The organism is Marinilactibacillus psychrotolerans (assembly GCF_900101525.1).
In the GTDB taxonomy this organism is placed as follows: domain Bacteria; phylum Bacillota; class Bacilli; order Lactobacillales; family Carnobacteriaceae_A; genus Marinilactibacillus; species Marinilactibacillus psychrotolerans.
The window spans coordinates 89,118-113,184 of sequence record NZ_FMZD01000003.1 but is presented as its reverse complement, the minus strand read 5'-3'; the positions used below and the strand labels follow the sequence as shown (position 1 = coordinate 113,184).

At 34.0% G+C, this 24,067-nt stretch carries 17 protein-coding genes; all 17 read left to right on the top strand.

All coding sequences use genetic code 11. From position 1 onward, the window contains the following. The 17 genes from era (at position 1) to addA (ending at position 24,055) form a co-directional block, all read left to right on the top strand. Positions 1-909 (top strand): GTPase Era, encoded by a 909-nt coding sequence (gene era / locus BLT22_RS02455; protein WP_091760298.1) that lies wholly within the window; start codon positions 1-3, stop codon positions 907-909. 128 nt (positions 910-1,037) lie between these two features. Beyond that, the gene (gene recO, locus BLT22_RS02450; RefSeq protein WP_087059565.1) at positions 1,038-1,814 is read left to right on the top strand and encodes a DNA repair protein RecO; all 777 of its coding nucleotides are present in this window, start codon (positions 1,038-1,040) and stop codon (positions 1,812-1,814) included. Between the two features lie 97 nt (positions 1,815-1,911). Further along, complete coding sequence (locus BLT22_RS02445; RefSeq protein WP_087059564.1) at positions 1,912-2,400, top strand: hypothetical protein; 489 nt, start codon at positions 1,912-1,914, stop codon at positions 2,398-2,400. Positions 2,401-2,745: 345 nt separating this feature from the next. After that, entirely contained in the window at positions 2,746-3,675 is a 930-nt protein-coding gene (gene glyQ / locus BLT22_RS02440; protein WP_087059562.1) for a glycine--tRNA ligase subunit alpha, read from the top strand. 1 nt (position 3,676) lies between these two features. Further along, positions 3,677-5,767, top strand: a complete 2,091-nt coding sequence (glyS, locus tag BLT22_RS02435; protein ID WP_087059560.1) for a glycine--tRNA ligase subunit beta — start codon at positions 3,677-3,679, stop codon at positions 5,765-5,767. A gap of 117 nt (positions 5,768-5,884) precedes the next feature. Next, entirely contained in the window at positions 5,885-7,600 is a 1,716-nt protein-coding gene (locus tag BLT22_RS02430) for an ABC transporter ATP-binding protein (protein WP_091760295.1), read from the top strand. 128 nt (positions 7,601-7,728) lie between these two features. Further along, on the top strand, positions 7,729-8,241 hold the full coding sequence (locus BLT22_RS02425) for a transcription repressor NadR (protein WP_087059558.1): 513 nt from the start codon (positions 7,729-7,731) through the stop codon (positions 8,239-8,241). Positions 8,242-8,328: 87 nt separating this feature from the next. Beyond that, a complete protein-coding gene (locus BLT22_RS02420) occupies positions 8,329-8,895 on the top strand; it encodes a hypothetical protein (protein ID WP_087059651.1) in 567 nt (188 codons plus the stop codon). Positions 8,896-8,936: 41 nt separating this feature from the next. Next, positions 8,937-9,269 (top strand): tRNA-binding protein, encoded by a 333-nt coding sequence (locus tag BLT22_RS02415; protein ID WP_087059556.1) that lies wholly within the window; start codon positions 8,937-8,939, stop codon positions 9,267-9,269. 158 nt (positions 9,270-9,427) lie between these two features. Continuing rightward, positions 9,428-11,311 (top strand): DNA primase, encoded by a 1,884-nt coding sequence (dnaG, locus tag BLT22_RS02410; RefSeq protein WP_087059554.1) that lies wholly within the window; start codon positions 9,428-9,430, stop codon positions 11,309-11,311. A gap of 20 nt (positions 11,312-11,331) precedes the next feature. Continuing rightward, positions 11,332-12,468, top strand: coding sequence for an RNA polymerase sigma factor RpoD (rpoD, locus tag BLT22_RS02405; RefSeq protein ID WP_091760292.1), 1,137 nt, complete (start codon positions 11,332-11,334; stop codon positions 12,466-12,468). A gap of 190 nt (positions 12,469-12,658) precedes the next feature. Further along, positions 12,659-13,279: a 50S ribosomal protein L25 gene (locus tag BLT22_RS02400; protein ID WP_087059550.1), complete on the top strand. Its 621-nt coding sequence runs from the start codon at positions 12,659-12,661 to the stop codon at positions 13,277-13,279. 145 nt (positions 13,280-13,424) lie between these two features. Then, a complete protein-coding gene (locus BLT22_RS02395) occupies positions 13,425-14,126 on the top strand; it encodes a tRNA (adenine(22)-N(1))-methyltransferase (RefSeq protein ID WP_087059548.1) in 702 nt (233 codons plus the stop codon). Then, positions 14,123-15,241, top strand: a complete 1,119-nt coding sequence (locus tag BLT22_RS02390) for a Nif3-like dinuclear metal center hexameric protein (protein WP_091760288.1) — start codon at positions 14,123-14,125, stop codon at positions 15,239-15,241. The genes BLT22_RS02395 and BLT22_RS02390 overlap by 4 nt, the downstream gene beginning before the upstream one ends. Positions 15,242-15,314: 73 nt before the next feature. Beyond that, positions 15,315-16,544, top strand: a complete 1,230-nt coding sequence (gene pepT, locus BLT22_RS02385) for a peptidase T (protein WP_091760285.1) — start codon at positions 15,315-15,317, stop codon at positions 16,542-16,544. A 90-nt stretch (positions 16,545-16,634) separates the two neighbouring features. After that, positions 16,635-20,252 carry a PD-(D/E)XK nuclease family protein gene (locus tag BLT22_RS02380; RefSeq protein ID WP_091760281.1) on the top strand — a complete coding sequence of 1,206 codons (3,618 nt, stop codon included), beginning with the start codon at positions 16,635-16,637 and terminating at the stop codon, positions 20,250-20,252. Further along, complete coding sequence (addA, locus tag BLT22_RS02375; RefSeq protein ID WP_091760278.1) at positions 20,249-24,055, top strand: helicase-exonuclease AddAB subunit AddA; 3,807 nt, start codon at positions 20,249-20,251, stop codon at positions 24,053-24,055. Before BLT22_RS02380 ends, addA begins: the two co-directional genes overlap by 4 nt. The last annotated feature ends 12 nt before the right edge of the window (positions 24,056-24,067 follow it).

The following is a 24,067-nucleotide window of genomic DNA, read 5'->3' as shown; positions in this document are numbered from 1 at the left end:
ATGACAGAAGAAAAAATATTTAAATCTGGTTTTGTGTCACTTATTGGAAGACCTAACGTTGGTAAATCAACGTTATTGAATCGTATTATTGGACAGAAAATTGCAATTATGAGTGAAAAAGCTCAAACTACTAGAAATAAAATTCAAGGTATTCATACAACGGATAAAGAACAAGTTGTATTTATCGATACGCCAGGAATTCATAAACCGAAACATCGTCTTGGAGATTTTATGGTTGATTCCGCATTAAGTACATTCAACGAAGTAGATGTTATCTTATTCTTAGTAAATGTTGCTGAAAAACGCGGACCTGGAGATAACTTTATTATTGAAAAACTGACACATATTTCAACTCCAGTATTTCTAGTATTGAATAAGATTGATCAAGTACATCCAGATGAGCTATTGCCAATCATAGAAGATTATCAGAAACAATATGATTTTGATGAAATTATTCCTATTTCAGCGATTGAAGGAAATAATGTGGATCGTCTTTTAAAGGTCGTAAATGGATATTTAGAAGAAGGACCCCAGTATTACCCTGAAGATCAGGTTTCTGATCATCCAGAGTATTTTATTGTTTCAGAGCTGATTCGTGAAAAGGTACTAGAAATGACTAGAGAAGAAGTCCCACATTCAGTTGCAGTTGTTGTCGAAAGAATGCAGCGTGATGAATATGATAAGGTAAAAGTAGATGCTACGATTATTGTAGAGCGTAAAAGCCAAAAAGGGATTATTATCGGTAAAGGCGGGAAAATGCTGAAAGAAATCGGTACTCGAGCTAGAAAAGACATTGAAGCACTGCTTGGTGATAAAATATATTTAGAAACATGGGTCAAAGTCCAAAATGATTGGCGAGATAAACAGACCTATCTGCAAGACTATGGCTATAAAAATGAAGATTATTAAGTAGATTATTTCTATCACTAATTCAATAACTAGATAACTTATTTAACGGATTGGATAAACTTAAAGCAAATATTCTGGACGTTTTCTATTTTAAAGAGAACGTCCATTACTTTTTTTGGAGGAATCTCATGGCTCATCTAGAGGAAGTCGAAGGCATCGTAATATCTGTTAGAAAACATCGAGAGCGAGATTTTCTGGTTAAATTATTCACTGATCGATATGGTAAAATGATGTTCTTTGTCAGAGGTACAAAAAATCCTAATAATAAACTAAATCGGGCAATTCAGCCATTCTCTCATGGAACGTACATCGCAGATATAAGGGACCAAGGTCTGAGTTTTTTAAGAGATGCAAAAGATATTGCACCCTATTCACAAGTCCAACTAGATATTTTCAAGAATGCCTATGCCACTTATGCTTGTGGATTGGCTGATGCTGCACTAGAAGATCGGATTCCTGATTTTAATTTGTTTATACAGTTAAAAGAAGGTCTGAACCTAATGGATGAATTAGATGACCCTGAAATTATTTTAAATATTCTAGAAATCAGATTTCTTAGATACTTTGGAGTAATGCCGGAACTTCGTGGTTGTGTAATCTGTGGAAAAACAGAAGGTGCATTTGATTATTCTAGTAAATTTCATGGATTATTATGTCCAAAGCATTATTTTGAAGACGAAAGACGTTATCATGCAAGTCCAAAAGCGATTCACTTCATACGTTTGTTTTCCGTTATTTCTTTTGATAAAATAGGATCCATATCCATGTCGGATCAGACAAAGAAAGATATAAGGTATGTAATCGATATGCTTTATGAAGAACTAGTCGGTTTAAAGTTAAAGAGCAAACGATTCATTGATCATATGCATGAGTGGGACGGCATTTTAAAAAGACCAGAAGAATAAACCTAGCAGAGGTGTAAAATAGTCGGTTTATTATCTCATAGCCAATCGCACATCTACGAATATGCTGTAAGCTATATTTCAGTTTTGGAGGAGACAGATGAGGGATTTTTACCTATTAATAATTCTAACCGTTTTAGCAATAGGCGCAGTGTATATACAAAGGCAACAATCGAAGAATATTATTATACGTGCTTATATTTCTAAATATGTACGTATATTCTTATATCTATTTACTATTTCAATGAGTATTTTTATTTTTATGAATATAAAAAATATTATTGCAATTATAAGTTTTTCGATTCTGTTAGTTGCTTTAAACCTATCTGTAGACGTATCAGGACTGGGAGATAGCAATCTTTACTATAACCGTCAAGGTATAATTAGTAAAAAAATTCCTATCGAAAGAACTTCTGATTGGTTAATTTATGAAACGAAAAATAAATTGAAGTGTAGAGTAAATGTCAAATGGTATAAAAATTCAAATGATGAAGTTATTTATCTTTCATTTAATAAAAGTGACAAAGAAAAAATTATTGAACACTTATTTAAAAAAGGTGAGTTAGTTAAAGTTGAAAAGACTGCATAATTTTAGGGGTGATACATAAATTATAGTCATTTAATGAAAACTAATTGCAAACTTCATTTTAATTGTGTAAGATATAAAAATAAGTGAATAACACAGTGAAGGAAAGAGTAGGAATGTTTAGATCTGGTAAGCGATCTTGGGGTAGTGTAAGCCAAGAGAGATCATGTTTCGAAAGGCATCCCGAGTGTTGGAATAAAGTGCTGATATATTAATTATAATATGTCAGAAGTAGGGTGGAACCGCGAGAAAACTCGTCCCTATACTGGTAGATTCTATCAGTATAGGGACGAGTTTTTATATTTATTCAGCTGAAAGGAAAAACAATAGATAAAAAGGAGAATAAAAATGCAAAAAGCAAAAACGTTTCAAGAAATCATTTTAACGCTGCAACAATACTGGTCAGAACAGGGTTGTATGCTCATGCAAGCTTACGATACTGAAAAAGGCGCAGGTACCATGAGCCCTTATACGTTTTTAAGAGCTATTGGCCCTGAACCTTGGAACGCTGCATATGTAGAGCCATCAAGGAGACCAGCTGATGGACGTTATGGAGAAAATCCCAATCGTCTTTACCAGCATCATCAATTTCAAGTCGTAATGAAACCTTCTCCCAACAATATACAAGAACTGTATTTGAAAAGCTTAGAAATTTTAGGTATTGATCCACTCCAGCATGATATCCGCTTTGTAGAAGATAACTGGGAAAATCCTTCCCTTGGCTGTGCGGGACTTGGTTGGGAAGTCTGGTTAGATGGAATGGAAGTTACACAGTTTACCTACTTCCAGCAAGTTGGGGGCTTAGAAGTAGATGCTGTTACCAGTGAGTTGACATATGGACTTGAAAGACTGGCTTCTTACATTCAAAATGTTGAAAGTGTTTATGATATTGAATGGGCACCTGGTGTTAAATACGGAGAAATCTTTAAACAGCCAGAATATGAACAGTCCGCTTATGCGTTCGATTATAGTAATCAAGAGATGCTGTTCAACCATTTTAAAGACTATGAGACAGAAGCACATGCTTTAATTGAAAAAGGATTAGCTCATCCAGCTTACGATTGTGTATTAAAGTGTAGCCACACATTTAATCTTTTAGATGCAAGAGGAGCTGTTTCTGCTACTGAACGTCCTGACTTTTTAAGACGTATCCGTAAAATGGCTCAAAGTATTGCTAAAGCATTCGTATTGGAACGTGCCAAATTAGGATTCCCTTTATTAAATGAAGCCGAAAGTAAAACCTGGATAGAACAGTATATTAATAAGGAGGAAAAGTAATATGAACCATACATTTTTATTAGAAATCGGCTTAGAAGAAATGCCGGCTAAAATCATCGATCCTTCCGTTGAACAATTAAAGAATAATGTCGAATCTTTTTTAAATGAAGCGAACTTATCTTTCGAATCGATTAAACTATTTTCGACTCCAAGAAGATTAGCTTTAATGATTGAAGGCCTGGCTGAAGTCCAACCAGATGATGTACAAATGGTCAAAGGACCTGCAAAAAAGATTGCACAAGATGCTGAAGGGAATTGGTCAAAAGCTGCAATTGGCTTTACTAAAGGGCAAGGAGCATCTACTGATGACATTGTATTCAAAGAAGTCAAAGGTGTGGAATATATCTTCGTAGAAAAATTTACAAAAGGAAAAAAGGCTGTAGAAGTTTTACCTGGAATCACTGCATGTATTACTTCAATGAATTTCCCAGTCAGTATGAAGTGGCACACACACTCTTATAGATTTATCCGTCCAATACATTGGATAGTTGCTATGTTGGATCAGGCGGTTGTACCTTTTGAAGTTTTCAATGTACACTCAGGTTCGATTACTCAAGGTCATCGTTTCTTAGGAAAAGAAGTACAACTGACACATGCTTCAGAATATGAACATATCCTTGAAAAACAAAATGTAATTGCAGACCGTGAGAAAAGAAAATCTACGATAGTGAATCAGATTACTGATCTTTGTCAAGAGAAAGGATGGAAAGTCCCCCTCGATAACAAAGAACTATTAAATGAGGTTACTGATTTAGTAGAATATCCTACTGTATTCTTTGGCTCATTCAACGAAGATTATCTTCAAGTACCTGAAGCTGCTCTAGAAGTATCGATGGCAGATCATCAGAGATACTTTCCAGTACGAAAACAGGACGATACACAAGTATTTCTACCTTATTTTATCGCTGTTCGTAATGGTTCAGAAGACCAAATTGATACTGTGATAAAAGGCAATGAAAAAGTTTTAGCAGCTCGCTTAGCCGATGCGAAATTCTTCTATCAAGAAGATCAGAAGATTTCCATTGAGGCGTGCGTGGACAAATTAAAACGGGTCTCTTTTCACGAAAAGTTAGGTTCTTTATACGATAAGCAAGAACGTGTTAGTGTTATAGCACAAATTTTAGCGAATGAATTTGATTTATCAAAACAAGAAAAAGATGCACTTAATAGAGCAAGTGAGATTTTTAAATTTGATCTTGTAACAAACACAGTCATTGAATTCACTAAATTACAAGGAAAAATTGGAGCAATACTAGCTAAAGAAAAAGGAGAAAAAGAATTAGTAGGGGATGCTATTTCTGAACAATACCTGCCTTCTTCTGCTACTAGTGAACTTCCTTCCACAAAAGTGGGTACGGTCTTATCTTTGGCAGATAAATTAGATACTTTAATTATGTTCTTTGCAATCGGTCAAGTCCCTACTGGTTCAAATGATCCTTTTGCATTGAGAAGACAAGCAATGGGTATTGTGCGAATGATCGAAAACTCTGGTCGTCATTTCTCACTGAAAAATTTAATGAATCAGATAGAAGAAGCTTTAAATATCAATGTCGAATTAAAAGCTGGTGTGGCTCAGAATCAAAATTTGGTACTGCAATTCATTAAGGACCGTATAGATCAGCAGATGCAACTCTCTAATGAATCAGGAGGGCTTCCTTTTGATATTAGACAGGCTGTTTTAAAAGCAGACCAGGATGATATTGTCTTTACTTTTGACGCCGCATTAACTTTGAACAAAAATAAAGATACTGCTGATTATAAAGCAACTATCGAAGCTCTAACACGGGTTTCAAATTTAGCCGACAAAGCATCTGAAGAGATCTTAGTTAATGAAGAACTATTTGAAAAAGATTCTGAAAAGAATTTATATCTTGCTGTTAAACAAACTAAAAATATATTTAGCCACACCATTGATGCAAATAAAAGATATCAAGCCTTAAAGGAATTAAGTCCAACAATTGATAACTTTTTTGAAGAAAATATGGTTATGGCAGATGATGAAAAAATCAAAAATAATCGTTTAGCTATGCTTAAATCAATCAAGCATCTTTTGATTACATTTGCTGATCTAAGCCAGCTTCTAATTAAATAGCACTATTTGTCTTTAAGAGCAGGGTGAATTGATCCTCTGCTCTTGAAGCATATTTCAAGCATTGTTGGTGACTAAGTGTGACAGTTTGTCAGGATTAAATATATTGGAGGTATTTAAGTGCTAAAAAAATTTTTTAATTATTATCGACCCTATAAATGGTTGTTCACTCTAGATTTTAGTTCTGCTATTGTTGTTGCGATTTTAGAATTAGCTTTTCCGATCATTGTACAGCGAGTGATTGATTCAATCTTACCTACAGAAGAATGGTCAATGATCGTTTGGGTATCCATTGGTTTATTTTCTATCTATATTCTAAATACTTTTCTGCAATTTATCGTTACTTATTATGGACATAGATTAGGCACAAATATAGAAACGGATATGCGTCAAGATTTATATAAACATATTCAAAAGCAATCATTCAAATACTTTGATAATAGAGAAACAGGGAAACTCATTACTCGATTAACCTCTGATTTATTTGAAATAGCTGAAGTAGCTCATCATGGTCCCGAAGATATATTTATCACTGTTTTTACTTTACTGGGAGCATTCGGATTGATGTTAACTGTACATGTTCGTCTTGCAATAATGACATTTATATTAGTTCCCTTAATTGCAGTTGCAGTCATAATTTTTAATAAAAAGATGACTTATGTAAATAATAGGATCTACGATGATCTTGCCGGCTTTAGTGCGGGTATAGAAGCTTCGGTAGGAGGTATTCGGGTTGTACAGGCTTTCGCCAATGAAGATTATGAAGATAAGCGTTTCGGTTCATTAAACGAAGCATACAAACGTTCTAAATACTTGTTTTATAAAATGATGGGATTAAGTAGTTCATACAATTATCTGCTTATGCGTTTAATTAGCTTGTTTGCAATGTTCTTTGGTGCTTATTACACGATCCAAGGGGAATTAACATACGGAGATTTTGTAGCATTCATTTTATTTGCAAATATTCTAGTTCGTCCTATTGAAAGAGTCAATGTTATGATAGAAAGTTATCCTAAGGGGATTGCTGGGTTCAGAAGACTTCAGGAAGAAATTAGCCGTGAACCAGAAATACAAGACTCTTTGCATGCAATAGAAGTAGAATCATTAATTGGTAATATTGACTATAAAAATGTAACTTTCAGTTATGAAGAACATAACCCGATATTAGATCAAGTCAATCTTTCAATTAAAGCAGGAGAAACCATTGCTTTTGTTGGGCCAAGTGGAGCTGGTAAAACCACTATATGTAATCTGCTTCCAAGATTTTATGAGATTGATTCAGGAAGTATTGAAGTTGACGGGCATAACATCCATGATATAAAGGTACAGTCTCTTAGAGAACAAATTGGAGTCGTTCAACAGGATGTCTTTCTATTTCCAGGAACAATCAAGGAAAATATTCTATATGGTGATTTGACTGCTAATGATGAACAAGTTCGTATGGCAGTGAAATTAGCCAACCTAGAAGAGGTTGTCAGCACCTTGCCAAATGGATTGAATACAGTAATAGGAGAACGCGGAGTGAAATTATCTGGAGGTCAAAAGCAAAGACTTTCCATTGCCAGAATGTTTTTGAAAAATCCTCCTATTTTGATCCTTGATGAAGCAACTTCTGCTTTAGATACTGAAACAGAACAGGCAATTCAAGAAGCATTGGATTCACTGTCTGAGGGTCGAACAACTTTGATTATCGCTCATCGGCTTGCTACAATCAAAAATGCTGATCGTATAGTTGTAGTAACAAAAAACGGTATTGAAGAAAAAGGAACTCATGATGAGCTGATGAATTTAAATGGCGCGTATAAACGTCTTTATGATGCTCAATTTGCCCAATAAATATCTTATTCATACAGCCAGCAACTCTTTTGTGATCTATTGAAGAGGAATTGCTGGCTGTACTTTTTATTTTATAAAACTATATAGTATACTAAGGATAAATCTTTACACAGAGAGAAGGCAGTGGGATGGAACCAGAAATAAGACGAGCTACATTATTATCTAGCTTAAAAAAAGCGAGTGAACCAATCATAGCCAGGAATTTTGCAGAACAGTTCGATGTCAGTCGTCAGGTTATTGTAGGAGATATTGCTTTGTTAAGAGCAGAAGGACAAGAAATCCTTTCTACTCCAAAAGGGTATGTTATGAGATCTAGCTCATTAAAGAGACAAGAGCGGAGAATTGTTTGTCAGCATACTTTTGAACAGACACTTGAAGAGCTTTATCTAATTGTAGATCATGGCGGAGAAATTATAGACGTAATCGTAGAACATCCCATTTATGGAGAATTGGTTGGGGGATTAAGTATATCAAACAGAGTAGAAGCAAATGAGTTTGTACAAAAAATCAAAAATAATAAAACATCTTTATTAGCAGAACTAACTGGCGGACTGCACAGTCATACAATATCTGCAAAAGACCAGCTAACATTAGATCGAATTGTTGAAGAACTAAAAGAGAAAAATCTAATCTATTATTAAGTTTCTGTTGTAAAAAATTTCAAATCGTATATACTATTCAGTGTAAAGACACCTGTAAATACAGGAGTACATTGAGGAGTGATTTTTATCAAAAAGACAAATACATTAAGATTGACAGTGACAGCACTATTGACTGCGATCGCTATTGTTATCCCGATGGTGATGCCTATAAAAATACTGATCGAACCTGCATCATTTACATTGGCGAGTCATGTACCAATATTCTTAGCTATGTTTTTCTCACCTGGGATAGCCATAGCAGTTTCTTTAGGATCAGCTGCAGGATTTTTATTGGCTAGTTTTCCAATCGTAGTAGTGCTGCGTGCTTTGAGTCATGTCGTATTTGCATATGTGGGAGCAAAATACTTAGTTAATCGTAGAGAGCAAGTACTTAGATCGCCATTAAAAAGTACGATCTTCTCATTATTGATTGGATGTCTCCATGGCGCTGCCGAAATGTTAGTTGTTTCAATGTTTTTCTTCGGTCTGATTCCAGGATCAAGCTATTCTGAAGGTTTCTTCTTAGCTGTATTCTTACTAGTAGGGGTTGGAACAATTATTCATAGTATGGTTGATTTCCTGATTTCACAATTTGTATGGACATCATTAGGTAGTAGAGTACAGTCACTAGCAAAAAGAATAGAGAATAAGTAAATGACTCATCTACTTTATCATGTAATAAAAGGAAAATTCATATGACAAATATTGAGCATTTTAAGAGTTTAGACATTAGAGTTGGTACAATAGTGAGAGCCGAATTTTTTAAAGAAGCTAGGGATCCAGCTTATAAATTACAAATTGATTTTGGAGACGAAATAGGTATCAAAAATAGTTCTGCTCAAATTACTGATCGTTACGATATTTCGGATCTCCTTGGAAAGCAAATTATTGCGATAATTAACTTTCCTCCATTAAGAATTGCAGGATACAAATCAGAAGTACTTGTAATAGGTGGCGTTCTTTCAGACAAAGAAGTTGTTTTATTAAATATAGATGAAGCAGTTCCCAATGGCACTAAAATAAGCTAAAAGCATTCCTCATCTTATTGGTGGGGAATTTGCTTTTTAATAGGATTATGGTATACTAATGTTTGATTATTATAGGGTAATTATGCCCCGTTTTTAAAAATCGAATTTTATAAAATATTTATATTTAGTGCTGATTTTTGTGTGAGGGAGGCATTGATTTGGTTCGTATTCCAGAAGAAACAGTTACACAAATTAGAGAAAAATCTGATATCGTCAATGTGGTCTCACAATATGTTCAATTAAAAAAATCAGGTCAGAATCACTTTGCTCATTGCCCATTTCATGAAGATAAAACACCTTCTTTTTCGGTCAATGAGAAAAAACAGATTTTCCACTGTTTTAGTTGCGGGAGAGGAGGAAACGTATTTAGTTTCCTCCAAGAAATGGAAGGTATTTCCTTCCCGGAAGCCGTTATCAAGTCAGCAGAAATAGCCGATGTACCATTAGATCAAGAAATTATTGATCAAACAAACCATTCTAGACCAAGTGAGAATAGTAGGTTCAGTAAACTACTAGCGATCAATGAAAAAACTAAAGAGTTTTATCATCATATTTTGATCAATACAAAAGTAGGAGAAGCTGCCTATCTGTATCTTTTAGACCGAGGTGTAAAAAAAGAAACCATAGAGGAATTCAAGCTTGGATTTTCTCCGCCGCAAAGAAATGCTTTGAAGTTATATCTAGATAATCAAGAAGATATTGATCATACTTTGCTGTCAGAAACTGGTTTATTTTCAGATAGAGACGACAATCAATTATTAGATCGTTTTTCTAGCAGGATCATTTTTCCTATTACAGATCACAGAGGTCACACAGTAGCTTTCTCCGGTAGGATATTTGAAGGAGATAACAGTGAAACGACTCCTGGATTTCATTCTGCAAAATATGTAAATAGTCCAGAAACTGATTTGTTCAATAAGCGTAAGGTCTTGTTTAATTATGACAAAGCCAGACCAAATATCCGTCGTGAAGGTGAAGTTTACCTTTTCGAAGGATTTATGGATGTAATTTCTTCCTGGCAAGCTGGGATTAAAAATGGGATTGCTTCAATGGGCACTAGTTTGACCCAAGAACAAATTAAGCAAATGGATCGAGTAACAGACAAGGTCATTATTGCTTATGATGGAGACCCTGCTGGGTTGGAAGCGACCAAACGGGCTACAGAATATTTTATTGAGCAAACGCATTTTTCAATTGAAATAACTAGTTTCCCTGAAAAATTAGATCCTGATGACTACATTAAGTCAAGAGGGAAAGAAGCTTATAAAGATTTTTTATTACATGGTCGAGATACACTAATGAGCTTTCTGATGAAATACTATCGAAATGGAAAGAATCTGAAAAACGAAAGTGAACGGATATCTTATATAGAGCAAGTCTTAAAAGAGATGACTACTGTTAATTCTCCAGTAGAACGTGAGCTTTATTTCAAACAACTTGCTGAAGAATTTAAAGTAACTCAAGATACTTTAAAAGAACAGTTTCAGCAACATGTGTTTGAAAATCAAAAAACTCGTACAAAAGAATTACAACAACAAAAAACTGATCGACGAAATGAAGCGTATTCTGTCCAAGTGACTCGTCAGAATAGACCTAAAAAAAGTTCTGTTGAACAAGCTGAAAAAATGCTGTTGAATAGACTTTTCTATCATGATGAGGTATGGTATACATTGCAAAACTTATCATCTGAATTTATTTTCCCCCATGAACACTACCAAATTTTATATCTACTATATGAATCATACTTTAGAGACAAAGGTGAGAACAATGTAGAAGCTTTTCTAGATTTTATTAAAGATCCCGAACACAAGAAGAAAGCTACAGAAATTTTATGGATGGATCTAGGAGAAGATCTGGTAAATGGAGAAATAGAAGATTATATTGATGTAATTACCAATCGGTCACCAGCCGAAGCAAAACTGAAAGCAAAAAGAGCTGAATTAAAAGAAGCTGAAAGAATTGGTGACAAAGAGAAACAACAGTTTTTAACTATTGAAATCATTAACTTGAATCGTCAGCTAAAAGCTGCGAAAGAAGCATAAAGCAGGAGGCATACTATTTTATGGCCAAAACTAAAAAAGAAGTAAATAATGTTCAACCAAGCAAGAAATATGAAGCAGCTGTAAAAGAATTAATTAAAGAAACAAAAGGGAAAATGGAGCAGACAATATCATATGTTGAATTAACAGATAAATTAGCGGAACCTTTTGAACTTGATAAGAATCAAATGGATAATATGATTCAAAAATTTGAAGATGAAGGTATCGGAGTAGTGGACGAAGATGGAAATCCTCTAGCTAAGCAACTTGATAAAGAAGAGGAAATTGTCGAAGAAGCTAAAAAAGAAGAAATGATTGCTCCCCCAGGTGTCAAAATAAATGATCCTGTTAGAATGTATCTTAAAGAAATTGGTCGAGTGGACTTATTAAGTGCTAAAGAAGAAATAACATTGGCAAAAAGAATCGAAAATGGAGATATTATAGCTAAACAAGAATTAGCTGAAGCTAATTTACGGTTAGTTGTTTCTATTGCTAAGCGTTATGTTGGACGTGGTATGAGCTTTTTAGACTTAATTCAAGAGGGTAACATGGGCTTAATGAAAGCTGTTGAAAAATTTGATTATGAAAAAGGATTTAAATTTTCAACTTATGCAACATGGTGGATTAGACAAGCTATAACCCGTGCGATTGCTGACCAAGCAAGAACAATTCGTATACCCGTTCACATGGTTGAAACGATCAACAAACTCGTTCGTATTCAACGTCAATTACTTCAAGATTTAGGAAGAGAGCCCACACCTGAAGAAATCGGGGCAGAAATGGACTTGCCAACTGAAAAGGTTAGAGATATTTTGAAAATTTCTCAAGAACCTGTATCTCTTGAAACACCTATTGGTGAAGAAGACGATTCTCATCTTGGAGATTTTATTGAAGACAACGAAGCCACTAGTCCTGCTGACAATGCTGCGTATGAACTATTAAAAAGTGAATTAGAAGATGTTTTAGATACCTTAACAGATCGAGAAGAGAACGTATTGAGACTTCGTTTTGGTCTAGATGATGGTCGTCAGAGAACACTTGAAGATGTGGGTAAAGTATTTGGAGTTACAAGAGAGCGTATTAGACAGATAGAAGCCAAAGCACTTAGAAAACTTCGCCATCCAAGTCGTTCAAAACAGTTAAAAGACTTTTTAGAATAAAATTTATTATTGACAAAAAGACCACTTTAAAGTGGTCTTTTTTCATTTAAAGTTAGTTGATTTTATAATTATGAGGCTATTACTTAGCTGTTTCTTTTGCTTTACTCATCATTTTTTGGTACACTTATGTAGTAATCGTCAGAAAAAATAAGTATCATACTTATTAATATATATTCGGAAGGTGAAATTTATGAAATTAAAAGCAACTAAACGTACTGAAACAGGTACATCAGCTTCGAAAAAAGCAAGAACTGAAGGTTTAGTGCCTGCAGCTATCTATGGGAAAGAATTAGAAACTGTGCCGGTATTATTGAACCAGAAAGAATTGGAAGACACATTGCGTCAGGTAGGGGCTAACGGAGTATTCGACGTTGAAGTCGACGGAGAAACTTATCATGTTTTCGTTAAAGAATTAAAAACAGCAGCTATCAAGCCCATTTTGTATCATGTAGACTTACTATCCTTTACTAAAGGACAAAAAGTTCATATGACTATTCCAGTTTATATTTCTGGGGAAGATGAAATCAAAGAAGGTTATGTTTCTCAATCAATCTCTGAATTAGAAGTTGAAGTTGCTCCAGCTGAAGCACCTTCTGACTATACTGTAGATGTATCTTCACTTACTATTGGTGATACCATTAGTGTTAGTGATTTAGAAATTGGAGAAGGTACTACGTTATTAACAGATGCTGAATTAACTGTCGTTTCAATATCTGCTCCAGATGCAGTTGAAGAAGAAACAACTGAAACATCTGATGAGATGCCAGAACCAGAAGTAATTGGCGAAGATAAAAATGAAGATTCTGAATAATCTTTATTTTTCCTAACAATCATCGTTTTTAACAAGATCTACAGAAGAGATTTCTCTTCTGTAGATCTTGTTTTAATATTTCCTTTTATTCTGCTAGTAGAAGCTGTTAAAATATAGGATATAAAGATCTTAGAAGAGGTGCCAGATGGAATCAATACAATTATCAAAAAGATTAGAATTAGTATCATTATACATACAACCCGGCGCAAGACTGGCTGACATTGGTTCTGATCATGCTTATTTGCCCTGTGCATTAGCTCAAAAGAATTTGATTGAATGGGCAGTGGCTGGTGAAGTAGTAAAGGGGCCCTACAATAAAGCAAAACAAGAAGTTTCGTATAGAAAACTTGAAAATCAAATTGAAGTTCGCTTTGGGGATGGTTTGGAAGTCATTCACTCAGATGATAGAATCGATACAATTACCATTTGTGGAATGGGCGGTGCCCTGATTCGCGATATTTTACAGCGAGGAATCAATAATAAAATACTTTCTAGAAAAGAAAAACTGATTCTTCAACCAAATGTAGGCGAAAAGACACTTCGAACATTTCTGATGAATAATCATTATAAAATTATAAACGAAGAAATTTTAGCAGAAAATGATAAAATCTATGAAATTATAGTAGCAATTCCAACCGATGAAACTATTCAATATAGCGAATTAGAATTAACTTTTGGACCTTTTTTACTTATGAATTCTTCTTCTATATTCAAGTTAAAATGGTCTCGTGAGTTAGAAAAACTCTTATATATTAAAGAAGAACTTAAAAAGTCTAAAGAAGTGGATTCAATGAAAGAAAATAGGTTAAATCGGGAAATTAATCAAATCATGGAGATGATAAAATGACACAAATAAAAGTTGAAGATATTATTCAACGAATCGAGCAGTTTGCACCTTCCTATTTAGCTGAAGACTGGGATCCCATTGGTCTTTCTTTTGGTACATCAGATAAAGTAGTTAATAAGCTCATGATTGCTCTTGATGTTGATGCAGATACAATACAGGAAGCTCAGGAATTAGGAATAGATCTGATTTTTACGCATCATCCTGCTATTTTCAAATCATTAAAAACATTAAATACTGAGAATTCTCGCAGAAATGAATACATTAATTTGATTAAGTCTGATATAGCTGTTTTTTCTGCACATACAAACATTGATGCTGCTGACTATGGTATGAGTGACTGGTTAGCAGATGCTATGGAACTTCCAAAAGGTAGAGAAATTATTTCCCCATCTTATCAAGAAGGGTATAAAAAATTAGTTGTATATGTTCCCGAAAGAGACGTCGAAGAAGTTCGCAGAGCCTTACATAATGCTGGAGCTGGTGAAGTAGGAGACTATCAGGATGTTTCATACAGTATTAAAGGACAGGGTAGGTTCACTCCACAGAAAGGGGCAGATCCTGCTGTTGGAAAGATAGGAAAAGAAGAAATCGTCAATGAAGTTCGTATTGAAGTAATGTTTCCTAGCCAGTTAACGACGAATGTAATAACTGCAGTTCAAACTGCTCACCCCTATGAAGAACCTGTTTATGATCTTTATACTCTTGAAAATGAAAAGAAAGTCTATGGTTATGGAAGAATTGCTGACTATGAAGCTACAACTGAAGAAATGATTGGAAAGATTATATCTAAATTTGATTTGGCTGGTCTAAAATATGCTAGTAAAGATCCTAAAAAGTTACACAAAAAAATAGCTGTTTTCGGTGGTGCTGGTGCTGACTATTATTTAGAAGCAAAACAAAAAGGGGCAACACTTTTTATTACGGGTGATGTCTCTTATCATAATGCACAAGATATGCTAAGAGATGGAATAGATGTTATTGATGCTGGACATTATATCGAATCAGTTTTCGTTTCTGAAATGTCTCAAGTTATTAACAAATGGAAAAAGGAAGAAAGTTGGGATTTAGATATCTTTCCAACAAAAAAACAAAAAGATGTATTTAAATTTAGTTAATGTCAGGAAATGAATAAGCTTTTAGTGTAAAATAAAAGAATCAATTACAGCAAATAGAAAAGGAATGACCAATATGTATACAAACTTAGTAGATCGTTTTATAAAATATGCAAAGATCAATACTCGTTCAGATGAATCGAGTACGACCATTCCATCAACTCAATCACAAGTAGAATTCGCAAAAATTTTAATGGATGATTTAAAGGAAATTGGATTAAGTGATATTGAATATAATGAAAAAAACGGCTATGTTACAGCAACTCTTCCTTCCAATATAGATAAGAAGGCTCCAACAGTTGGGTTTATTGCACATATGGATACTGCTGATTTTAATGCGGAGAATATCAACCCACAATTCCATAAAAATTATGATGGTAAAAAAATCATCTTAAATAAAGAAAAAAATATTATTTTATCTCCAGAAGATTTTCCAAATATGAAAAATTATATTGGGCAGACGTTGATTACTACTGATGGAACCACACTTTTAGGATCAGATGATAAATCAGGAATCGTAGAAGTAATCAGTGCAGTAGAATACCTACTTGCTAATCCAGAAATTAAACACGGGGATGTTAGGATCGCTGTTGGCCCAGATGAAGAAATAGGAATTGGAGCAGACCTGTTTGATGTAGAACACTTTAATGCAGAATTTGCATACACGGTAGATGGTGGTCCGAAAGGCGAACTTGAATATGAAAGTTTTAATGCAGCTTCTGCAAATATAACTATTCAAGGTAAAAATGTTCATCCAGGTACTGCTAAAGATACAATGATCAATGCACTCAAATTAGCCATTGAGCTTGATTCAATGTTACCTGAAAATGAAGTACCTGAAAAAACAGAGGACAGAGAAGGCTTTTATCATTTATTAGGTATAAATGGAACGGTGGAAGAAGCTAGTATGGGCTATATCATCCGAGATCACAGTCGTGAGAAATTCAATGAGAAAAAAGAAATGATTCAATCCATTGCAAAACAAATAAATAATCGATTTGATCAAGATAGAATTAAAGTAGAAGTAAAAGACCAATACTACAACATGGGAGAAATTATTGAAAAAGATATGCGGTCAGTAGAAATTGCCGATGAAGCTATGCGAAATATCAATATCGAACCTGATATTAAACCAATTAGAGGCGGAACTGATGGATCTAAAATCTCATTCATGGGCCTTCCAACACCAAATTTATTTGCAGGTGGAGAGAACTTTCATGGCCGTTATGAATTTGTTTCAGTTGAAAGTATGGTAAAAGCTACAGATGTAATTGTCGAAATCATTAAATTAACGAGTATAAAATAAGAATTTATTTAAAAGATAGATACTAGAGAATAAAGTATCTATCTTTTTGCCTTTATTGTTTTTATTTTATAGAGTAGGGAGGGGTTTATTTTGAGTTTACGATTTATAATCGGACGGGCAAATACGGACAAAGAATCTAAATTAATTCAAGAAATGAAACAAACGATAGATGAAGACACCACTGCACAAGTTTTTTATTTAGTTCCTGATCATATTAAATTTGAAACTGAAATTAATGTACTTGAATTTTTAAAAAGTAAACAAAACACAAAAAAAGAGTATACAGGTATGATTAATCTTCAAGTGTTCAGCATCAGTCGTTTGGCTTGGTATTATTTGCAAAATTCGGCAATTTACAACAAAACACAATTAACCGAAACTGGTCTTTCAATGTTAATAAGAAAATTATTAAAAGAAAACGAAGAAAATTTGACGATATTTCGTGGTCAAAGTATGCAACAAGGTTTTATTGAAAAACTGACAGGACTATTTATGGAAATGAGAAATGGTCGAATCACCTCAGACGATTTAGAACCTTTCTTTACAAATGAACAAATACAGAATCATTCAGGAAATGATTTCACCCAGAAAATTGCAGATATAAAACTATTATTTCAAGCTTTTAATTATAAACTAATTGGGCAATATATTGAAAAAGAAGATATTATCAGATCTTTAATTGAAGAAATCAAGAATAGGGATATGTCTAATACTACGATCTATATCAATCATTACCAGAGTTTTTCCGCGCAAGAACAAGAACTGATTATCGAGTTAATTCGAGTTAGTAAGCAAGTCACAGTTTCACTCGTACTAGACCAGAAATTTGCAGTAGAGCCTCCTGAGATGACCCATTTGTTCTATGAAACTGGAATAACCTATCACCGTCTATACCAAAATGCAATAAAGGAAAAACTTCCTGTTTTAAATGATACTCTTTTAAAAGAACCCAGTAATAAAAGATGCCTCGAACTAAATTATTTAGAAAATTATTGGATAGAAAGTTCAGTCGGTTCTAAAATTTCCCCTTCTAGAACCAGTTTGAACTTGAATGAATGTTTAGAAATATGGTCAGCTGAAACTAAACAAGCTGAGGTAATGCATATAGCGAATACAATTCGTAGTCTGGTTGCTTTTGAAGGATATCGTTTTAAAGATATTATGTTGATGAGCCGTTCTATAGAGGATTACAAGACTGTATTAGAACCAATTTTCGCAGAAAATGAGCTTTCTTTATTTATTGATGAACCCGATTCAATGGCTGGGCATCCTTTAGTTGAATTTATTCAAACTCTTTTTTTAATCACAAAAAGACATTGGCGTTACGAAGACGTTATGCGTTTTTTAAGAACAGAATTATTTGTTCCTCAAACTAGCGAAACTGCTCCTATAGATAACAGTCATAGAGTGGACTATACTAAAAAGGCTAACACGGACTGGAGATACAAAGTTGATTTGACCGAAAATGTCATTTTGGCTTATGGTTATGAAGGCAGTGCTTGGACAATAGACCAAGAATGGGTTTATGCACGTTATCAACTGGAAGAAGCGGATGAACAGTTGGATGTTGACAAAGAGATACAATCTATTGCGAATCAGGTTAGGAAGACAATGAGAAATATACTACTTCCTTTCTTCAAAAAGATTCAAAAAGCTAAGACTAATAAAGATGTGGCCCAATTGCTCTATCAATTTATGATGAACAATGGAATTGATAAACAGATTAGTTATTGGCGAGATCAAGCAGTAGCAACAGGAAATCTTGTTGAGGCCAGAAAACACGAACAAGTCTGGGAGACGTTCATTGGCCTTTTAGATGAATTTGTAGATGTGCTGGGAAATGATGCATGGGATATGGACTCCTTTTTGGCTATTATAGAAACAGGGTTTGAACAAGCTACTTATAGTATTGTTCCTCCCAGTTTAGATCAGATAATGTTTACTAATTTTGATAAAATACGTGTAAATACAAAAAAAGTTGTTTTTATTTTAGGAATGACTGATACTAGTTTACCATTAAACCAAGATAACGAGTCTATACTGACAGATGAAGATAGAGAAACAGTACAAGGAAACCTTCCGATCGAGAAATTTTTAGCCCCTTCGTCGCAATCTATATTAGCTGCTGAGCCCCTTGCTGCTTATATGGCTTTCAGTAATGCATCAGACAAATTAATTTTTAGTTATCCTGTTCAAAAAGATGGTAGTACTGATAATCGAATAAGCCCTTATATCCAAAGAATATCAGATCATTTAAGGATTTCAATCCAAAAAAAGCTTGCTGATAGTCATCTAGTTCTAGATGAAGCTGTTGAAACAAATTTGGCTTTTATTGGCTCTAGAAAGCAAACAATAGGACAACTAGTAACGGTTTTGAGAGAAGGTCTAGATCGAGATACTCTACCCAATGTATTCTGGTTATCACTATATGAAAAAATAAGAGATTACACTAATTCATTTGAAAATAGAGTCTTTCACAGCCTTGAACATAAGAATATTCCTGTTCCATTACCCCCAGAACTTGCTGAAAACTTATATGGCAAAGATCTCTATTTGTCTGTATCACAACTCGAAAGTTTTTATTTAGACCCATACAGTCATTTTCTTCAATATGGATTAAAGCTAAGAGAAAGAGCCATACAGGAGCTTACGCCTATGGAAACGGGTAATTTTTACCATGATGCTCTTGATAATATCTTTAAAACAATTATTCAAAGAGATATCCGCCTAGAAGAACTAACTGACAAAAACCTAGCTCTCTTGGCTGATGAAGTGCTTGAAAAAATGTTTGATAAAAATCAGTTCAGACTCTTATCTATGTCTAACAGAATGAAATTTATCCGAAATCAGCTAAGTAAAACAGTAAAAAAAATGATGTGGGCTATCAGTAATCACAATAGACGCAGTAAGCTGACTCCTCAAAAATCAGAAGTCTTATTTGGTAGAATCGGTACTGCAAATGGCATACCTGGTTTATCTTTTCCTATGAAAAATGGTGGTAAACTTCATGTCAGAGGGAAAATTGACCGCTTAGATACTATGGAAATCAATCAGCAACTTTACCTAAGTATAGTTGACTACAAATCTAGTCAACATAAGTTTAAATTTGATGAATTATATTATGGTTTAATGATGCAGATGATTACTTATCTAGACACAGCGATTGAGTTTTCTCCAGAATTATTTGGTAAAAAAGCTAAACCAGCTGGAGCTTTTTATGCTCAAGTCCAAAATCCGTACGTCAAACCGAAAAAAAGTAATCCTGAAGATTGGATGTTAGAGCTCCTTAAAGAATTCAAACTAACAGGACTAGCCATTAATGATGAGGAAGTTTTAAGCAATCTGGATCTATCGCTAGAAGCAGGAAAGCATTCTTTAATTTATCCTATCAATCAATTAAAAAGTGGCTTGTTAAAAGGGCGAGGATTAATGAGTGCCGAAGAGTTAGCTGTTTTATTTCAACATAATCGAAAACTGATTACTGATGCTGGAAACAAAATATTGTCGGGTGCAAATGAATTACAACCTTTCATGGAGAAAAGAAGATTCACACCCTCTGTATCCGGTCCCTATAAAGCAATTTCTCAATTTGATGTTTTACTTGATGAAAACAATTATCGTCATTTTGAAACAATATCCGATAAAAACAGTTTAATTGAAAAAATTTCTAAAAAATTAATTCTACCCGGAGAGGAGGAGTATCAATGAATCGAATACCTGAAAAACCTAAAGATAGTTTATATACTGAAAGTCAATGGAGATCGATTCATGACGGCGGAAAAAACCTTTTGATATCAGCATCTGCTGGTTCAGGAAAAACTACGGTCCTCGTTCAACGTGTTATCGAGAAAATCAAAAAAGGTGTCGGTGTAGATGAACTACTAGTCGTTACTTATACAAACGCTGCTGCTAGAGAGATGAAGGAACGAATACAAACAGCCATTCAGAAAGAAATTAACCAAACAAAAGATGCCGCATTAAGACGACATCTAGTTCAGCAATTACCTTTACTAAATCAAGCTAATATTTCAACTCTTCATTCATTTTGTCTAAAGGTTATTAGACGTTTCTATTATTTAATTGATTTAGATCCCGTATTTCGCTTATTAACAGATGAGACTGAAAATCTCTTAATGAAAGAAGAAGTTTGGAATGAATTAAGAGAAAGATTATATGGAGAAGAAGACTCCATGTTTCAAGTCTTAGCTGAAACTTATTCTAACGACCGTACGGATGATGGTCTAACTGAACTGATATTTTCATTATACAATTTTTCAAGATCAAACCCCGATCCTAATCAATGGCTAACCGAATTAACTAAATTATATACGATTCCTGAAGGTAAATTAATCGATAGTGAGCTCTATAAACTATTGGCAAAACCTCAAATGCTGCAAATAATAGAAACTTTTATTGAACTCAATGAAAATGCTCTTGCTATCGGACAACAAGATAGTGAACTGGAAAAATTGAGTGCGATTCTAGAGAATGAAAACAGCCACTTTAATTTGATCAATTCTTATATAAATGAAGATCGGTTAGAAGAAGCTTTTGCCGCAATTCAATCATTTAAATTTAAAACTTGGAGTGCACCTAGAAAAAAAACAACAACTGATGAAATAAAAGCAGCAGCAAATGAGATGAAAAGCTTCAGAGATCAATCTAAAGCTGCTTATCTAAGACTGCAAGAAGATTACTTCAGTGTGGCAATAAACAATCAAGTCGCGCTTATACATTCTGTTAAAGTCTTGGTAGAAGAAATGTCAAGAGTGACTAAATTATTCTCACAAGCCTTTCAAGAATACAAATATGAACGTCGCCTTCTGGATTTTAATGACTTAGAGCATATGACCTATGAAATATTAACCCAAAAAGTTCAGGGTGAACTTATCCCCTCAGAAGCATCTAATTACTATCGAAATAGTTTTAAAGAAGTTATGGTAGACGAGTATCAAGATATTAATTTCTTGCAGGAGAGCATCTTAAAATGGTTAACACATGACTCGACTACATCAGGGAACCAATTTATGGTAGGGGATGTCAAACAATCTATCTACGCTTTTCGTTTGGCTGATCCTGACTTATTCATCGATAAATACGAACGCTATGCTTCTGGAAACGAAGGGGAGCGTATTATTCTAGCAGAAAATTTCAGATCCAATGCTAATGTCTTGGATTTTACAAATTATATTTTTTCTCAGTTAATGGATAAAGAGGTAGGCAATCTTTCTTATGATGATTCAGCACGATTAGTACAAGGTTATAAAGCTTTCCCAACAGAGTTACAATGTGAGACAGAGATTTTGATATATGAAAAAGAGTCAGAAGAAGAAGAGCTGGAAATATCAGAACAGTCGGACTTTGAAGATTTATCTGAAACCTTTCAGATTGATTCTAAAACCGAAGGCGAATTATTGATGGTAGGAGAAAAAATTCTCGAGCTGAAAAACAGTGAGTTTGAGATATTTGATAAAAAATTGAATCAGACTAGACCGATTCAATTCAATGATATTGTTTTACTGACACCTACTAAAAAGAACAATATTGTTATACAAGATGTGTTCAATAAACAGTTAGATATTCCCACTGCTATTAAAGATACACAGAATTATTTTAGAACCACTGAAATAAGTATTATGATGGCTTTATTGAATGTTATTGATAATCCCTGGCAGGATATTCCTTTAGCTGCTGTACTAAGATCTCCGATCGTTGGACTAAATGAAATTGAGTTGACAAAAATCAGGTTAATGAATACTTCTTCCAGTTATTATGAGTCTTTACTCGAATTTGTAGAACAAGAAGAGATAGAACCAAGTAATAGACGTTTACAGGTCAAATTAATTGAATTCTTATCTACATTAGATCGATGGAGGGAATTAGCCAGACGTCACGCCATCGTAAAATTAATTTGGACTATTTATGAAGATACTGGTTTTTTATATTATGTTGGTGGAATGAGCTCAGGAAAACAACGTAAAGCAAATCTGCATGCTTTATATGAACGAGCAGCTTCTTACGAAAAAACTAGTTTTAAAGGTCTCTTCCAATTTATTCGTTTTATTGAAAAAATGCAGAAAAAAGATAAAGATCTTGCCGAACCTTCCGTTATTAGTGACGGAGAAGATGCTGTTAGAGTAATGACAATCCATGCTAGTAAAGGATTAGAATTTCCTGTTGTGTTTATTTTAGATATGACTAAGAAATTTAATCAGACAGATCTAAAAAAACCCTATATATTCGATGAGAAATTTGGTGTAGGAGCAGAATATAAAGAAATTTCTGAATCAGCTGATTTTCAAAATGGAAAATTCACAACTTTACCTGAAAGAGTATTGAAAACACATAAAAAGAACAAGCTTTTATCAGAAGAAATGCGCGTTTTGTATGTTGCTCTAACACGAGCAGAACAAAAACTCTTTTTAATTGGGTCTTATAATGATAAAGAAACTGCTTTAAGAGAATGGGGAACAGTAACTGGACATAAGCGAACTGTTTTACCAGCTGACATTAGATTGCATTCTTCAAGCTATATGAATTGGATAGGGCTTAGCTTAGCTCGTCACCATACACTAAATCACCATACTTGGCTTACAAACTCCAATAAAGAGATTACTAACCATGCAGTAAACTTTACTGTATCATTTTATAAACGTGGGGACTTAGAAGCAAATTTGGTAAATCTGCAAAGTAAAGAAAAAACAATGTGGTTTGAAAATTTCAAATCTAAAAAGTTATCATTAAAAAAAGATGCTCAAACTAAGCAAGCAGTTTTAAAAGCTACAGAGCTAATTAATCTAACTTATACTCATAAAGTTGCTACGATGACAACAAGTTATCAATCCGTATCAGAAATCAAGCGGTTGTTTGAAGAACCAAATGATGGACAAATGATGAAAATAGATGTTACAAATCCAAGAAACCCAAATCGATTTGTTGAAGAGCAGCTGGAAAGACCTAACTTTATATCTGAAGTTCTTCAACCGACAGCTGCTGAGATTGGACAGGCAACTCATTTAGTTTTACAAACGTTAACTTTTGACGAACATCCAACAGAAGCATTGATAAAAGAGCATATAGCTTCTCTTGTAAAGAAAGAAGTTTTAACTAAAGAAATGGCTCCTTTAATTAAGATTGATCAGCTAGTTCGTTACTTTAATACTGATTTCGGTCATAAGATTATTGAATCCGCCAATCTAATACAACGAGAGGTTCCATTTTCTTTGATTCTGGAAGCAAGAGAATTATTTTTAGATATGGAAGACGAACAGGATCATATCCTTATTCATGGTATTGTGGATGGGTACATTGAGGAAGAAGATGGATTAATTCTTTTTGACTATAAAACAGATCAATTAAGTCGTTACAAAGATCCTGAAAAAGTTATGCGTAAAAAATATAGTGGTCAATTAAAGCTTTACCGAAAAGCGTTAGAGTCCATTTTAAACAGACCCGTCAAAGAAACTTATTTGATTTTATTGGACAATACAGAAATATTGTCTATTCCATAAAAAAGGCAAAGC

Coding starts and splice junctions, on each gene's coding strand:
- era (WP_091760298.1), top strand. CDS start 1: ATGACAGAAGAAAAAATATTTAAATCTGGTTTTGTGTCACTTATTGGA.
- recO (WP_087059565.1), top strand. CDS start 1,038: ATGGCTCATCTAGAGGAAGTCGAAGGCATCGTAATATCTGTTAGAAAA.
- BLT22_RS02445 (WP_087059564.1), top strand. CDS start 1,912: ATGAGGGATTTTTACCTATTAATAATTCTAACCGTTTTAGCAATAGGC.
- glyQ (WP_087059562.1), top strand. CDS start 2,746: ATGCAAAAAGCAAAAACGTTTCAAGAAATCATTTTAACGCTGCAACAA.
- glyS (WP_087059560.1), top strand. CDS start 3,677: ATGAACCATACATTTTTATTAGAAATCGGCTTAGAAGAAATGCCGGCT.
- BLT22_RS02425 (WP_087059558.1), top strand. CDS start 7,729: ATGGAACCAGAAATAAGACGAGCTACATTATTATCTAGCTTAAAAAAA.
- BLT22_RS02415 (WP_087059556.1), top strand. CDS start 8,937: ATGACAAATATTGAGCATTTTAAGAGTTTAGACATTAGAGTTGGTACA.
- rpoD (WP_091760292.1), top strand. CDS start 11,332: ATGGCCAAAACTAAAAAAGAAGTAAATAATGTTCAACCAAGCAAGAAA.
- BLT22_RS02400 (WP_087059550.1), top strand. CDS start 12,659: ATGAAATTAAAAGCAACTAAACGTACTGAAACAGGTACATCAGCTTCG.
- BLT22_RS02395 (WP_087059548.1), top strand. CDS start 13,425: ATGGAATCAATACAATTATCAAAAAGATTAGAATTAGTATCATTATAC.
- BLT22_RS02390 (WP_091760288.1), top strand. CDS start 14,123: ATGACACAAATAAAAGTTGAAGATATTATTCAACGAATCGAGCAGTTT.
- pepT (WP_091760285.1), top strand. CDS start 15,315: ATGTATACAAACTTAGTAGATCGTTTTATAAAATATGCAAAGATCAAT.
- addA (WP_091760278.1), top strand. CDS start 20,249: ATGAATCGAATACCTGAAAAACCTAAAGATAGTTTATATACTGAAAGT.